Annotated in this window: 14 protein-coding genes and 1 CRISPR repeat array; of the genes, 4 read left to right on the top strand and 10 right to left on the bottom strand. The window is 32.6% G+C overall.

Annotation, left to right across the window (positions count from 1 at the left end; genetic code table 11):
• Positions 1 to 4: 4 nt before the first annotated feature.
• From IEW45_RS05840 to IEW45_RS05795, 10 genes are all read right to left on the bottom strand, one after another.
• Entirely contained in the window at positions 5 to 352 is a 348-nt protein-coding gene (locus IEW45_RS05840) for a hypothetical protein (RefSeq protein WP_229665907.1), read from the bottom strand.
• Positions 353 to 393: 41 nt separating this feature from the next.
• On the bottom strand, positions 394 to 651 hold the full coding sequence (locus tag IEW45_RS05835; protein WP_188620303.1) for a DUF4236 domain-containing protein: 258 nt from the start codon (positions 649 to 651) through the stop codon (positions 394 to 396).
• 6 nt (positions 652 to 657) lie between these two features.
• On the bottom strand, positions 658 to 1,086 hold the full coding sequence (locus IEW45_RS05830) for a hypothetical protein (protein WP_188620302.1): 429 nt from the start codon (positions 1,084 to 1,086) through the stop codon (positions 658 to 660).
• A 65-nt stretch (positions 1,087 to 1,151) separates the two neighbouring features.
• Positions 1,152 to 1,289, bottom strand: a complete 138-nt coding sequence (locus IEW45_RS05825; protein WP_188620301.1) for a hypothetical protein — start codon at positions 1,287 to 1,289, stop codon at positions 1,152 to 1,154.
• Between the two features lie 8 nt (positions 1,290 to 1,297).
• Positions 1,298 to 1,702, bottom strand: coding sequence for an SH3 domain-containing protein (locus tag IEW45_RS05820; protein WP_188620300.1), 405 nt, complete (start codon positions 1,700 to 1,702; stop codon positions 1,298 to 1,300).
• An 85-nt stretch (positions 1,703 to 1,787) separates the two neighbouring features.
• The gene (locus tag IEW45_RS05815; RefSeq protein WP_188620299.1) at positions 1,788 to 1,958 is read right to left on the bottom strand and encodes a hypothetical protein; all 171 of its coding nucleotides are present in this window, start codon (positions 1,956 to 1,958) and stop codon (positions 1,788 to 1,790) included.
• A 101-nt stretch (positions 1,959 to 2,059) separates the two neighbouring features.
• Positions 2,060 to 2,329 (bottom strand): hypothetical protein, encoded by a 270-nt coding sequence (locus IEW45_RS05810; protein ID WP_188620298.1) that lies wholly within the window; start codon positions 2,327 to 2,329, stop codon positions 2,060 to 2,062.
• Between the two features lie 252 nt (positions 2,330 to 2,581).
• On the bottom strand, positions 2,582 to 3,247 hold the full coding sequence (locus IEW45_RS05805; protein ID WP_188620297.1) for a response regulator: 666 nt from the start codon (positions 3,245 to 3,247) through the stop codon (positions 2,582 to 2,584).
• A 3-nt stretch (positions 3,248 to 3,250) separates the two neighbouring features.
• Complete coding sequence (locus IEW45_RS05800) at positions 3,251 to 4,906, bottom strand: tetratricopeptide repeat-containing sensor histidine kinase (protein ID WP_188620296.1); 1,656 nt, start codon at positions 4,904 to 4,906, stop codon at positions 3,251 to 3,253.
• Positions 4,907 to 4,948: 42 nt separating this feature from the next.
• On the bottom strand, positions 4,949 to 5,131 hold the full coding sequence (locus IEW45_RS05795) for a hypothetical protein (protein ID WP_188620295.1): 183 nt from the start codon (positions 5,129 to 5,131) through the stop codon (positions 4,949 to 4,951).
• Between the two features lie 360 nt (positions 5,132 to 5,491).
• Here IEW45_RS05795 and IEW45_RS05790 point away from each other — a divergent pair, with 360 nt between their 5' ends.
• The 4 genes from IEW45_RS05790 to cas2 all read left to right on the top strand — a co-directional run bounded on the left by IEW45_RS05790 (position 5,492) and on the right by cas2 (position 12,016).
• Positions 5,492 to 6,220, top strand: a complete 729-nt coding sequence (locus tag IEW45_RS05790; protein WP_188620294.1) for a hypothetical protein — start codon at positions 5,492 to 5,494, stop codon at positions 6,218 to 6,220.
• Between the two features lie 471 nt (positions 6,221 to 6,691).
• Positions 6,692 to 10,768, top strand: a complete 4,077-nt coding sequence (cas9, locus tag IEW45_RS05785) for a type II CRISPR RNA-guided endonuclease Cas9 (protein WP_188620293.1) — start codon at positions 6,692 to 6,694, stop codon at positions 10,766 to 10,768.
• Positions 10,769 to 10,779: 11 nt separating this feature from the next.
• Positions 10,780 to 11,673: a type II CRISPR-associated endonuclease Cas1 gene (gene cas1 / locus IEW45_RS05780; protein WP_188620292.1), complete on the top strand. Its 894-nt coding sequence runs from the start codon at positions 10,780 to 10,782 to the stop codon at positions 11,671 to 11,673.
• A complete protein-coding gene (gene cas2, locus IEW45_RS05775; RefSeq protein ID WP_188620291.1) occupies positions 11,666 to 12,016 on the top strand; it encodes a CRISPR-associated endonuclease Cas2 in 351 nt (116 codons plus the stop codon). The genes cas1 and cas2 overlap by 8 nt, the downstream gene beginning before the upstream one ends.
• A 114-nt stretch (positions 12,017 to 12,130) precedes the next feature.
• A CRISPR array of direct repeats spans positions 12,131 to 13,768; the repeat unit is 46 nt; unit sequence GTTGGGAATCATGAGTAAAAGTACAATTTTGAAAGCAATTCACAAC.
• Positions 13,769 to 13,827: the final 59 nt, after the last annotated feature.

Raw genomic sequence — 13,827 nt, 5'->3', positions numbered from 1 at the left:
TTTGTTATAGGTTTATTTCATTGATTATATCTTCTTTTTTTAAACCCTTTTTAGCACAATCCAGTAAATAATCTGCTAAAGCTGTAATGTTCGCGTCAAGAAACTCGAACTTTTTACAGTATTTTTTAAGTGTTATGTACTCATCATCTGTTACTTTTTCATCTGCCCAAATCATTACTGCTAAATCATATAAATATTCTATTTTTTGCTCTAATGACTCGGGAACTGAAGAATCGTGTGATGGGTTTAAGAGAATATCATTTAGCTGTTCTTTAGTCAGTCCTCTTTCTTCGGCAAACTTGTACAGCATCTGCATTTCCAAAACATCAAAATTATCATCTGAAAATGCCATTTGATACAGTCTTAGAAAATGACTTTTTAACTCAGTAGAAATCATAGTTGTATGGTTAATATTAATAATAATATACTTGTAGCTAAAAAGAACATGAACAGTAAAAGGCAACCGCTTTTACGTGATGATTTAGAAAAGTTTTTTCTATAAGTTAAGCCCGGAATACCTGACCTTATAGAGTAACCTTTTGAGCTAATTGTACCTCTCTTTGTTCTGTAACTTGGAGATATTCCGGACTTGCTAATATTAATACCAAGCCCTTTACCTATTTTTATCCTTTTTTGAAATCGTAATCCCATTTTTTATCACTGTTTTTCTTGTACAATAATTTCCCAATTACCAACAGCATTAACATATAAGTAATAATCACCTTCTGGTTTTTGAATTGTACTCTGGCTTTCTTCTTGTAAACTCTGTGTAAGTACCTCCGGAATACCACCTTCAGTCATTACATCGTGTCCTTTTTCAACAACATAAAATGAAAAGGCACCACCATATGAGTTTCCAGCGTTATATTTATACAAAACTTTAGCGTCTGCCCCTGTAAGGTAAAACGATTCTGATTTTTTCATTCCATTACCTTTAAAAGTGAATACATCTTTATAAACTAATTCCTTTTCAGGTTCTGGTTCTTTAGATATTTGAGTTTCGGTTGAAGAGAATACCGCAATAAGAATATTAATACCAATTACTGCTATTATTATGACTCCTATAACTTTTAAAACTTTTTTCATAATTGTGATATTTTTTAATTGAATATAAAACTGAGTGGAAAAGCATGAATATATATCTCATAATATTATTTTGGAGGTTGTTGTCTATGAGGTTTAACAGGTAATGTTTTAGGACCAGGTTTAGGCTTGTTTGGGTTAGGTCTCGGCACAGGCGAAGGTGTTGACCTTTTATGAGGCTTAACGGGTACAGTCTTTTTTGCCATATTTATATTTATTTCGGTTTTCTTCTTGTATGCGGGCGAACATAAGTGCCATCTTTTCTGTAATAGCCTTTTACATGCACAGTACCGCCTGAACTATGATAACTTGATGATTTATTTTTCTTTTTTTTGAGTACTTTAAAAGTACCCTTGTATTCATATTTTTTCTTATTCTTAAGCCGTGGGATATAAGCCCAGCCAATTGTATCGTTATATTGTATTTTATAATACATGGCTTTAGGTTTTTCTTTAATAATAACCTGCTTACCCTTAGGTATTACGGTTATTTGCTCTCCTCCATTAGACTTATTAAAATATATTGGTGTTGGCGCATCTGTTTCACACATATAGTAATTTGTGTAACAAGAACTTAATACAAGCGGTAGTAGTAAAAGAAATAGTAATTTTGTTTTCATAACTTTATTAGTTTGGTCAAACTTAGGTCTATTAAAAAATAAAGCCTTACGGGATTCCGTAAGGCTTTTAAATTTGTGAAAGCTTCTATGCGTATCGGATTAATTTCCATGTAACAGCTTTATCTCTGTATGGAGGCATTGTGTTGTTCTCAGCTATAGGAGCTGTGGTTGAGGGAGTTCCGACTACTTCCCAATCACCTGATTCAGGGCATTTTTCCCCTGTCTTTGCTGTTGTACCTAATGGTTTTTTGGCCATATTGATTTAATTTAAAGATTAATAATACTCCAAAATTAAAGTCAATACTTATCTAAACATTACGGCAAACCTCATTCTAAAAATTATTTTACTTGAACAATTTAAGCCCCGACAAATTCGTCTGCTATTACAGCTATTCCCTTGTCAAGTACAACATTTAGTTTTTTACAAACAGTTTTTAAATCGTTCATTGCCTGAGTAGAAGATTTTCTTGAATGCCACAAAGTAGTATTAGGCAGATAATATCTGTGTACACCATTCTTGTACTTAAAATTATCTGAATACCCAAGACTCTCTAATTCTGTTTTCACTTGTGTATGTGATTTGTTTATATCATACGATATCAACACATAGCCTACTGTATTACCCATTGCTTTAAAATTTAAAATTAATAATAAGGCAAACTTAATGGCTATCGTTTACCACTCCTTACGGACTTCCTCAATGTGAATAAAATATATTCATTTATTGCCGGATAATATCCAAAAAGTGTTTTTGGACTCTAAAAAGCAGCCTTATTGAGTCTTGTATAAAGAGAAATTACGCTAATTGTATAGTAATAGTAATTAGGGAAAGAGTGCTGCTTACAATGAGTAGATTATTTATTGCTTTGAAGTTGATGTTTATATTAACCCCATATCCTTTACTATAGTAATAAGGTGGGTTGTGTTAACAGCCTGAAACTGATCTTTTAGTTTATTTATTCTCTTTTCTATAGAACTTAAGCTGGAGGGAGATACATTTTGTTCCTTAAATAAAATGCTAATTTGGTCTTGAGACATGCCTTTAGATAATTCCGTTATTATTCGTATATCATAATCAGATATTTCCAAATCGAGTTTTTCGCTTAATGCATTTTTTACTGCTGGAGAAAGGTATTGCTTTTTGGCATAATTATCTATAATTGCTATAGCTAATTCATCCAAACCCTTACGCCCTTTACAAACATAAGCGTTGATATTAAAATTAAGGAAAAGGCTTCTTACTTTTTGCAGCCTGTCATCAATTGAAAAAACAATTATATTAATATCAATTGATTCTTTATAAAGTGCTTCAACAAGCGCCTCTCCCGAAACTAATTTTTGTTCCCTATGGTCTTTTTTAAAGGATAAATCAGTTATAAGAAGCTGATAGGGTTGGTTATCTTTAATGCCTTTTTTTATTTTTAAATAAGCATCATCACAATATTGAACCTGCTCTATAGTATGTATACCTAAATTAGTTAAAACACCTTTTACCCCTTGATTTATGCTGCCCAAATCGTCAGCTACTATTACTCTAGAAAACATATATTACACTTTTATATTGACTTTAAAGCCATTATTAACTTCTGATTCAAATGTAACAGTCCCGTTAATTGTTTTTATACGGTTTTCCACATTTAGCAAACCTCCGGTTTTATTCAGTGTACACCCTTTACCATTATCTTTATAGTCTATTGCTAATTTGTTACCTTCCTGATTAAACTTAATCACTACATGAGTGGCATTACTATGCTTTTTCATATTTATCATTAACTCTTGCAGTACTCTGTAAGTAGTATTTTTCTTAATTTCGGATAGCTGATTCCAATTTACTTTATTAAAATTTTGCGTAATCACTGTAGTGCTATCGTTTTTGAAACTTAATAACATATCATATAAACAGTCATTAAATTTCTCCTTTAAATCGATGGTGTTATTTTCCCTGGATATATCTCTTGTTTTATTATAAATACTTTCTAAGTTATCTAAAACATTATAATTATCTGATTGTATTTTTGACATAACATGATATACGTCGTTAGCGACCTCATCATGGATTTTTTTTGATATTCTTATTTCTGTATTATAAACTTGTAATAGTTTTTCTCTTTTGTACCTCGCCCTTAGATACAAAATTAATAACACCCCTGACAAAAGAATTGAAATACCCAATAATAAAAATATCTGGGCTCTTCTTTTTTCTTTTTCACTTAAAAGCTCGTTTTCATCTGCCCTGCGCTTTTCTTTAGTGAAATCATATTTCATGGAAGCATTTCTGTTTTGTATTTCATTTTTAGTCTTTTTATTATTCTCATCCAATCTTATATAGGTTAAGACTTTTTCATCATCATAAAGCTTTAACGTCCGGGCTAGTGCATCTTCAATAAAGTTGCTGCTTTTTATTTCTTCTGCTATTTCATAGGCTCTATCAGCATATGCGATTGCTGAATTCTTATCACCTTCCTCTTTATAGTAATCGGAAAGGTGAGCTAAACTGCTGTATGACCCTTTAGTATCTCCGATTTTTAATCTATAATCGAGTGATTTTTTTAAGTTTGTTATTCCTTCTGGCATCGCTAATTTTGACTGAACAAATCCTAAATTATCTAAGGCGAAGGTTATTAGAAGGGTATCTTGTATCTCCAAACCTTTTTTATAAACTTTTGAAAGTTCAGCTATAGCTTTGTCATATTGTTTAAGGTCTCTATATATATTTGCTTTATTGTTTAATATAGTAAGGCTGTCATTAAGTTTTGTTGAAAAGGATAAGGCTTTATTATAGTACTTTAGAGCCATATTTTTATTATCAAAACCTCTATATATCTTTCCTAACTGATTATAAATTCCTACTCTAGCTTCTCTCGATTGTGGCGAGTCTTTTAAATCATCCAGTAACTTTAGTGCCGACACAGAAGTTTCCTCACTGTCTTGCAAAGCCCCCCAATTAAATTGAATTATTGCTAGTAGCCTCATATTATTTATTACAAGCAAAGTATCATTATTAATTAATGGTTTTTGAGTATTTCTCTTGTAAAAAGAATAAGCATCAATTAAATCATTACTATCGGAGGGATTAATTACTTTATCATAGTAGTATCTCAAGCTATCGTTGTTTGTTTGCTGTGAGTATAAGTATTGTGGATTTATGTAATAAATAGCTATTACAAAATAAAAAAAGAGGGAGAAGTGCTTTAGTTCTTTCATCCCTCTAAATTAAACAATCTTTTTATATCCGATAATTAAATATTATCCCTTCAACCCCGTATCGATTGGAGGCGGTGGAGGTGGTGGGGGGATATCTCCATCTTCACCACAGCAATCATCTGCCCTTACCGCATCATTTTTCACATCTGTTAAATCCTCAGTAGTACACGAAGAAAATGTGATATTGAGGAAAACCGTAAGCAATAATAAATATATTTTTTTCATTTTGACTCATTAAAAATTAGACACTGGTGTAGCTGTCCGGTAATTTTTATTCCGGATATCTTTCGAGATGCTACACGTTATTATTGAAAAAAGGAGACGTCTCTCCTTGCGGGAAGTAAGGAGCTACAGATAAAGAAGTATAACTGCTTCCCGTGTGTTACACAGCTTTATCTTAAAGCTCCCATAGAATTTAATTTCGCAAACCTTATTGCGTGTAAGGCCATAATTAATTCTGAGACAAATGAAATAACTTTATGCTTTGCGCATTGGAAATACAATTGAAAAGAAATAGAAAATTTTGAGAAATTATTTTCGATAAAGTTTCTAAAAAATTAATGTTCAATAAAGTATATTTAAATTATGCATAGAAACTTGATAATTAAGGCTTTTGAAAAGATGAAAGCCGAACAGGAAAAAGAAAATGGTATCCCCCTCTCTACTACAGCCACTGCAAAGCTGCTGTCTGACTTTATTTATGAAAATCAAAAGTTTCAGTTTGGGGAAAGAAGTTTAGTTGATTGCTATAAATCAGCAAATGATGAAAGTGAGGAAGAAGTAATGATTAGACAGCCAAAAGTTGTAGAGGCTTTGTGTTCTTATTTAGGTTATGATAGTTTTAAAAGTTTTAAAGATGCTAATGAAGGTGGTACTACTATAAAGGAAGACTTTACTGAAGAATCAAAAACATTACTAACTATTATAAAAGAAAACAAAACATTATCTGTAATAACGACTGTTATTATTAGTAGTATAATTATAGTTGTGCTGCTTATTCATTTTTCTAATAATGAGCGTTGGATGGTATGGCAGAATGATAGGTATGTTGAAGTAAATTTCGACTTGGAAAAATATAATTTTTCCCAATTAAAATTATATAATGAATACCGAGTTGATAACCTCAGAAAAGTATCCGTTGATTGTAATACCGAATTTTTTGATGCAAACGGGGAAGTTAAAATTTGGTACGGAAAAAATGCAAAAAAAGAGTTGGAGTATTTTACTTCGTATGGGTTACACCCTGAAACAGGGAAAACATTAAAACCAATAACCAGCTATATGATTAATAAGTATGTATGTCCCGAAATATAAAATTTATACGTATTGTATAGGGTTAAAAAAATGCGATCCGAAGACCGCATTGAATGTTTTCACAACGGAATAATCCTTATTGCGAATTGTTTTCAAAATTGTAATACAATTATACAAAATATTTTTTTGATTACAACTTTATTTTTACGAATATCTAAAAAATACCTAATAATAGGGATGTTCTTTTTAGAATACTTCATTACTTTTAACAAATAAATAAATCATAATTATGACCTCTTTAAATAATATGAAAACAATTCACAACATCACATTGACATGTCATGTTACGTTGCATAAAAATGCAAATTAAGTATATTAACTCGGGATCAATACAAGAATGGTTTGGACCCACTTAAAACCTGTTCGTCAACAGAGAATCAAAATTTACATTACAAATATATAAAAATAATAAAATATATCAATGTGATGAGTTTTTTATTTTTTTAAATTTGTAGAAATACCGTTATTAAGATGAAAAAAATATTAGGACTTGATTTAGGTTCAGCATCCATAGGTTGGGCATTTGTGCATGAAGACGATATCGACAAAAAATCTGAAATTATAAACACCGGAGTTCGTATTGTACCGCTAACTACAGAGGAAGAATCGGACTTTAAAAAAGGAAATACAATTTCTATCAATGCCGACAGAACACTGAAACGCGGAGCAAGGAGAAACTTGCAACGTTTTAAACTAAGACGTGAAGCACTTCTTGAAATTTTTAAAGAAGCGGGATTTATACCGAAAGATTACCAGTATGCCGAAGATGGAAATAATACTACTTTTTCTACTTATGAAGTAAGAGCAAAAGCAGCAACCGAGATGATTTCAAAAGAGGAATTAGTCAAGGTACTCCTAATGATTAATAAAAAACGAGGCTATAAAAGCAGCCGTAAAGCAAAATCGGAAGATGATGGCCAGGCAATTGACGGCATGGCAATAGCCAAAGAATTGTACAACAAAAACATCACTCCTGGTCAGTGGGTATATGCCAGTCTATCCGAAGGTGGTAACTATATCCCTGATTTTTACCACTCAGACCTTACCAGCGAATTTGAAAAAATTGTGCATTTCCAAAATCAATTTTATCCTGAAATTTTTAATGATGAGTTGCTGGAGGTTATAAAAGGAATCCCAAGAAATAAAACACTAGAATACTTTACTAAAACACTTAATATAGAACTTGCCGAAAATAAAGGAAGCCGTGAGCAAATAAGACTACAACAATATGAATGGCGAGCTAAAGCATTAGAGCAGCAATTAACTCAACAAGAAGTGGCTTATATACTAACAGAGGTTAATAATCAAATTAATGGTTCAAGCGGTTATTTAGGAGCTATAAGCGACCGTAGTAAAAAGTTGTATTTTAACAACCTTACCGTAGGTCAGTATTTATACCAACAACTTGTAGAAAATTCGCATAACAGTCTGAAAAACCAAGTGTTTTACCGTCAGGATTATATGGATGAGTTTGACAGGATATGGGAAACACAATCAAAGCATCATAAAGAACTCACCGAAGCACTTAGAAAAGAAGTTAGGGATATTACTATTTTTTACCAAAGGCGTTTAAAATCGCAAAAACATTTAATAAGTCATTGCGAATTTGAAAAGCAACACAGGGTAATACCAAAATCATCTCCACTATTTCAGGAGTTTAGGATATGGCAAAATATTAATGCCATCGTTATTAAAAATACTGAAACAAAAGAAACATTGCTTTTAGACGAGGATGCTAAAAATAGCCTTAGTGAGACTCTAAACTTTAAAGATAATTTAACCGATCTACAGCTTCTTAAATTCTTTAATTTGGATAAAAGAATGCATGAGGTTAACTTTAAAAAAATTGAAGGTAACAGAACTAATACAGCATTATATAAAGCTTTTGAAACTATTTTACGGCAAGAGGGGCAAGATAATCTTGACTTCTCTAAAATGGATGCTGAGGATATAAAGAGTACAACAGCGTCATTATTTAAAGACCTGAATATTGATACCCGTATTTTAGAATTTAATGCCGAGCTACAAGGCGATGCTTTTGACAAACAGCCGTATTACCAGTTATGGCATCTACTCTATTCGGCAGAAGATGATACCAAACTAAAAAAAACATTACAAGACAAGTTTGGCTTTAAGCCGGAGCATACACACCATATTGCTAATATAGATCTGCAAGCTGATTATGCAAACCTTAGCGCTAAAGCTATAAAAAAGATTTTACCCTATTTAAAAGATGGGCTCATTTATGATAAAGCCTGTGATAGGGCAGGCTATAACCATTCTTCATTATTAACAAAGGAAGAGAATGAAAACAGGCATCTGAAAGAAAAACTTCAACTTTTAAAAAAGAACAGTCTTCGCAATCCTGTGGTTGAGAAAATTCTTAACCAAATGATAAACGTTGTTAATGCTATTATTGCCGACCCAACGATGGGTACGCCCGATGAGATACGGGTAGAGTTAGCTCGCGAGCTTAAAGCGAACAGCGAACAGCGTGGGGAAATTACCAGAGCAATAAATAAAGCAACCAAGGAACATGAAGAAATAAGAAAATTACTAAAATCGGAATATGGCTTACGAAGAGTAACACGAAATGATATTATCTGCTATAAACTATGGAAAGAAACTAATGGGATATCACTTTACACAGGTAAGTGTATAGAACCATCTAAACTTTTCACGAAAGAGTATGATATTGAGCACATTATACCTAAATCACGGTTATTTGACGACAGTTTCTCCAATAAAACATTGTGTGAAAGACAGTTTAATATTGATAAAAGTAATCGTACGGCATTTTCTATCTGTCAGGAAAAGCATAATGAATTTGACTTCGAACAGTACCAAAGCCGGGTTAATGAGCTTTTTAAAGCAGGGAAGATAAAATATACGAAGTATAAAAAGCTTTTAATGCCTGACAATGAAATCCCGGAAGGGTTTATTGAAAGACAGAAAAGAGAAACACAATATATTGCCAAAAAAGCTAAAGAATTACTGCTGGAAGTTTCAAGAAACGTAACTACTACTATTGGCAGTATTACCGATAGGTTGCGTGAAGACTGGCAATTGATTGAGATAATGAAAGAACTTAATTGGGAAAAATACCACAAATTGGGACTAACCAGAGAAGAAGAAGGCAAAAATGGGGAGCGTTTACGAAAAATAAACGACTGGACAAAACGTAACGACCACCGCCATCACGCTATGGATGCCCTAACAGTAGCTTTTACAAAAGACGTTTATATTCAGTATTTAAGTAATCTTAATGCCAAAAATAAGGATGATAAAAAGGCTAAAAACATATTGGGTATTGAGAAAAAATATTTAGCGAAAGATAAGGGCAAACTAAAATTTAAATCGCCCATTCCAAACTTCAGGGAAGAAGCAAAAAAACATTTAGAAAATATTATTGTTTCGTATAAAGCCAAAAATAAAGTAGTTACTAAAAACAAGAATGTTACTAAAACAGCCAAAGGAACAAAAACAAAAGAGCAGCTTACTCCTCGCGGACAACTGCATAAAGAAACCGTTTATGGTAAAATAACACAATATGTTACTAAACAAGAAAAAGTAAATGTAAACTTTATCGCCGAGGTTATCAATACAGTAGTAAAAAAAGACTATCGTGATGCTTTGCTAGAGCGCTTAGCAGCCTATGATAACGATCCTAAAAAAGCTTTTACAGGTAAAAATTCACTGGCTAAAAATCCCGTTTATTTTCACAATAACACTCAAGTTGTACCGGACAAGGTAGCAATATCAGTACCCATAGAGGTATATACTATACGGAAAGAGGTTACTCCTGATAACTTTAAAGATGAGAAAAGTATCAATAAAGTAATTGATGCTAAAGTAAGAGAACTGCTTTTAAACCGACTACATGAATATGGCGATGCCAAAAAGGCTTTTTCTAATCTTGATGAAAACCCTATTTGGTTAAAATATTATGAAAGTGAGAATGAAAAGAAAAAAAATATTAGTATAAAACGAGTTACTATAAGCGGTATAAGTAATGCAGAGGCATTACACACTAAAAAAGACCATAATGGCAACGAAATTTTAGATAAGAATGGTAAGCCCATCCCTGCTGATTTTGTAAGTACAGGTAACAATCATCACGTTGCTGTTTACAGGGATGAAAAAGGGAATTTGCAAGAAGAGGTAGTTTCTTTTTACGAGGCCGTAATGCGCAAAAATTTAGGACTTCCTATTATTAATAAAAATCATAAAAATGGCTGGGAGTTTTTATTTACCATGAAACAAAATGAGTTTTTTGTTTTCCCAAATACTGAAACTGGTTTTGACCCTGCAGCTATTGATCTACTTGATCCTAAAAACAGGGAGATAATCAGTCCTAATTTGTTTAGAGTACAAAAAATAGCTACAAAAAACTATATGTTCAGACATCATTTAGAAACTACAGTTGAAGAGAAAAAAGAATTAAAAGAAATAGTATATAAAAATATTAGAAGTACTTCACCCTTATTGAATATTGTAAAAGTAAGAGCTAATCATTTAGGACAAATAGTACAAATAGGTGAATATTAATCCTTCACGATATGATAAAGCGTACTCTGTTTTTTGGCAATTCTGCTTATTTAAGCACTAAAAATGAACAACTTGTAGTTACCTATCCTGATAGCGAAGAAACTAAAACTGTTCCTATCGAAGATATTGGTATGCTGGTACTTGAAAATCAGCAAATTACTATAACTAACGGTCTTCTTGAAAAGCTGATTTACAATAAAGCAGCTATTATAAATTGTAATCAGCAGCATATGCCAATAGGGCTTCTTATGCCTCTCAGCGGGCATACGGAACAGTCAGAACGCTTTAAAAGTCAAATTAACGCATCACTACCCTTAAAGAAGAATTTGTGGCAACAAACAGTAGCTTCAAAAATTTTAAATCAGGCAGGATTATTACAAGAGCGTGGCACGCCCATTAGAAAAATGCAGCAATGGGCAAAAAATGTAACTTCAGGTGACACACTTAACCACGAAGCGAGAGCAGCAGTTTATTATTGGCAAAATTTATTTGATATAGAAAATTTTACAAGACATCAAAATGGAGTCCCTCCCAATAATTTACTTAATTATGGCTATGCCATATTACGAGGTATTACAGCAAGAGCTTTAGTTAGTTCGGGGATGCTACCAACTTTAGGGATATTTCATAGAAATAAATACAATGCTTATTGTCTTGCTGATGACATTATGGAACCATATCGACCATTTGTAGATTTAATTGTTTGCCATATTTTAGAAAACGAGGACAATTTTGAAGAACTAACCATTGATATAAAAAAGCACCTGTTAAGCATTGCTGCTATAGATGTTACTATTGATGGCAAAAAAAGCCCTTTAATGGTAGCCATGAGCCGAACTACAAATTCATTGCATGAGTGTTTTGAAGGATCTTCAAGGAAAATTTTATATCCTGTATATGTATGATGATAGTTATTACACACGTTTAAACCAGTATAGAAGTTTGTGGGTTTTAGTATTTTTTGATTTACCGACAGAAACACGAAAAGATAGGAAGATAGCCACTTCATTCAGAAAAAGACTCTTGGATGATGGTTTCTCGATGTTTCAATTTTCTATTTATATGCGCTTTTGTGCCAGTAGAGAAAATGCTGAAGTGCATACAAAACGAGTACGTGGTAATTTACCTCCTCATGGTAAAGTGGGCGTTATGCAAATAACAGATAAGCAATTTGGGATGATGGAAATTTTTTATGGTAAGAAATCTGTTGATACTGAAAAGCCTTCGCAACAATTAGAATTATTTTAAATCAGGATTAAAAAAGCTATTTCCTTCTGAAAGGATATCAAAAACAACCCATGCTTTTTTATTTCCAAAAAGACATCATAACTACCAACATACCAGTTTTTTATAGTTCGGTATGTTGGGAATCATGAGTAAAAGTACAATTTTGAAAGCAATTCACAACACCATTTAGGTCGCACCCAACCGTAAACAGGTTGGGAATCATGAGTAAAAGTACAATTTTGAAAGCAATTCACAACAGTAACGTATTGGTTGCTCGTATCGCTTCGGTTGGGAATCATGAGTAAAAGTACAATTTTGAAAGCAATTCACAACTACCAGTCAGCTTCTATTTGTTCGGGCGAGTTGGGAATCATGAGTAAAAGTACAATTTTGAAAGCAATTCACAACTTTAAATCTCTTCTCGTGACACGTGGGAGGTTGGGAATCATGAGTAAAAGTACAATTTTGAAAGCAATTCACAACCCTCGCAATCATACATATACCCTTTTCCTTGTTGGGAATCATGAGTAAAAGTACAATTTTGAAAGCAATTCACAACTATAGAGTAGTTAATAATTTCGGTTTGTGTGTTGGGAATCATGAGTAAAAGTACAATTTTGAAAGCAATTCACAACCATTACGATGTTTCCAAGCATCTTTACATTGTTGGGAATCATGAGTAAAAGTACAATTTTGAAAGCAATTCACAACATGTATTCAGTAGTAATTACCCTTTATATGGTTGGGAATCATGAGTAAAAGTACAATTTTGAAAGCAATTCACAACATGATGCAGGCAGCAGCCATTAACGCTAAGGTTGGGAATCATGAGTAAAAGTACAATTTTGAAAGCAATTCACAACAAGTCAACGCTGCGGTAACACCCTGCGCGGGTTGGGAATCATGAGTAAAAGTACAATTTTGAAAGCAATTCACAACTACTCTTTACCCACCGATGTAAGGTAAAACGTTGGGAATCATGAGTAAAAGTACAATTTTGAAAGCAATTCACAACTCGTAAAATTCCGAAGGCACATTGTTTTTTGTTGGGAATCATGAGTAAAAGTACAATTTTGAAAGCAATTCACAACAAGCCCGTAGGATTAATAATACGCCTTCTAGTTGGGAATCATGAGTAAAAGTACAATTTTGAAAGCAATTCACAACTCATTTAATGTTTCTGAACTAACATTTAAGGTTGGGAATCATGAGTAAAAGTACAATTTTGAAAGCAATTCACAACTGTATCTCCCGTATTCCCATTGTAATCAGGTTGGGAATCATGAGTAAAAGTACAATTTTGAAAGCAATTCACAACCTATAAGGTATGGATACAAAGAAACCCGATGTTGGGAATCATGAGTAAAAGTACAATTTTGAAAGCAATTCACAACTGATATATTGTTATTAGTCATAGCCAGCAGGTTGGGAATCATGAGTAAAAGTACAATTTTGAAAGCAATTCACAACTAGTCCTATCCAAGTCTTTACCATTTTTTGGTTGGGAATCATGAGTAAAAGTACAATTTTGAAAGCAATTCACAACACTTGTCCTTGTGCTGGGTTAATATATGTGTTGGGAATCATGAGTAAAAGTACAATTTTGAAAGCAATTCACAACGAGTAAGCCTTTTCTTTTTTTATAGTTTAGGTTGGGAATCATGAGTAAAAGTACAATTTTGAAAGCAATTCACAACTTGCTGTTATCGCGTTTACACCGTTTTCTAGTTGGGAATCATGAGTAAAAGTACAATTTTGAAAGCAATTCACAACATTTTTCGTCTTGCTTTTATATCTACTTTGTTGGGAATCATGAGTAAAAGTACAATTTT

This window comes from Flavobacterium suaedae (genome assembly GCF_014642915.1).
Lineage (GTDB): Bacteria > Bacteroidota > Bacteroidia > Flavobacteriales > Flavobacteriaceae > Flavobacterium > Flavobacterium suaedae.
Note: the sequence above shows the minus strand (reverse complement) of the source record. Positions and strands in the feature narration are given on the sequence as shown.

Coding starts and splice junctions, on each gene's coding strand:
- IEW45_RS05840 (WP_229665907.1), bottom strand. CDS start 352: ATGGCATTTTCAGATGATAATTTTGATGTTTTGGAAATGCAGATGCTG.
- IEW45_RS05835 (WP_188620303.1), bottom strand. CDS start 651: ATGGGATTACGATTTCAAAAAAGGATAAAAATAGGTAAAGGGCTTGGT.
- IEW45_RS05830 (WP_188620302.1), bottom strand. CDS start 1,086: ATGAAAAAAGTTTTAAAAGTTATAGGAGTCATAATAATAGCAGTAATT.
- IEW45_RS05825 (WP_188620301.1), bottom strand. CDS start 1,289: ATGGCAAAAAAGACTGTACCCGTTAAGCCTCATAAAAGGTCAACACCT.
- IEW45_RS05820 (WP_188620300.1), bottom strand. CDS start 1,702: ATGAAAACAAAATTACTATTTCTTTTACTACTACCGCTTGTATTAAGT.
- IEW45_RS05815 (WP_188620299.1), bottom strand. CDS start 1,958: ATGGCCAAAAAACCATTAGGTACAACAGCAAAGACAGGGGAAAAATGC.
- IEW45_RS05810 (WP_188620298.1), bottom strand. CDS start 2,329: ATGGGTAATACAGTAGGCTATGTGTTGATATCGTATGATATAAACAAA.
- IEW45_RS05805 (WP_188620297.1), bottom strand. CDS start 3,247: ATGTTTTCTAGAGTAATAGTAGCTGACGATTTGGGCAGCATAAATCAA.
- IEW45_RS05800 (WP_188620296.1), bottom strand. CDS start 4,906: ATGAAAGAACTAAAGCACTTCTCCCTCTTTTTTTATTTTGTAATAGCT.
- IEW45_RS05795 (WP_188620295.1), bottom strand. CDS start 5,131: ATGAAAAAAATATATTTATTATTGCTTACGGTTTTCCTCAATATCACA.
- IEW45_RS05790 (WP_188620294.1), top strand. CDS start 5,492: ATGCATAGAAACTTGATAATTAAGGCTTTTGAAAAGATGAAAGCCGAA.
- cas9 (WP_188620293.1), top strand. CDS start 6,692: ATGAAAAAAATATTAGGACTTGATTTAGGTTCAGCATCCATAGGTTGG.
- cas1 (WP_188620292.1), top strand. CDS start 10,780: ATGATAAAGCGTACTCTGTTTTTTGGCAATTCTGCTTATTTAAGCACT.
- cas2 (WP_188620291.1), top strand. CDS start 11,666: ATGTATGATGATAGTTATTACACACGTTTAAACCAGTATAGAAGTTTG.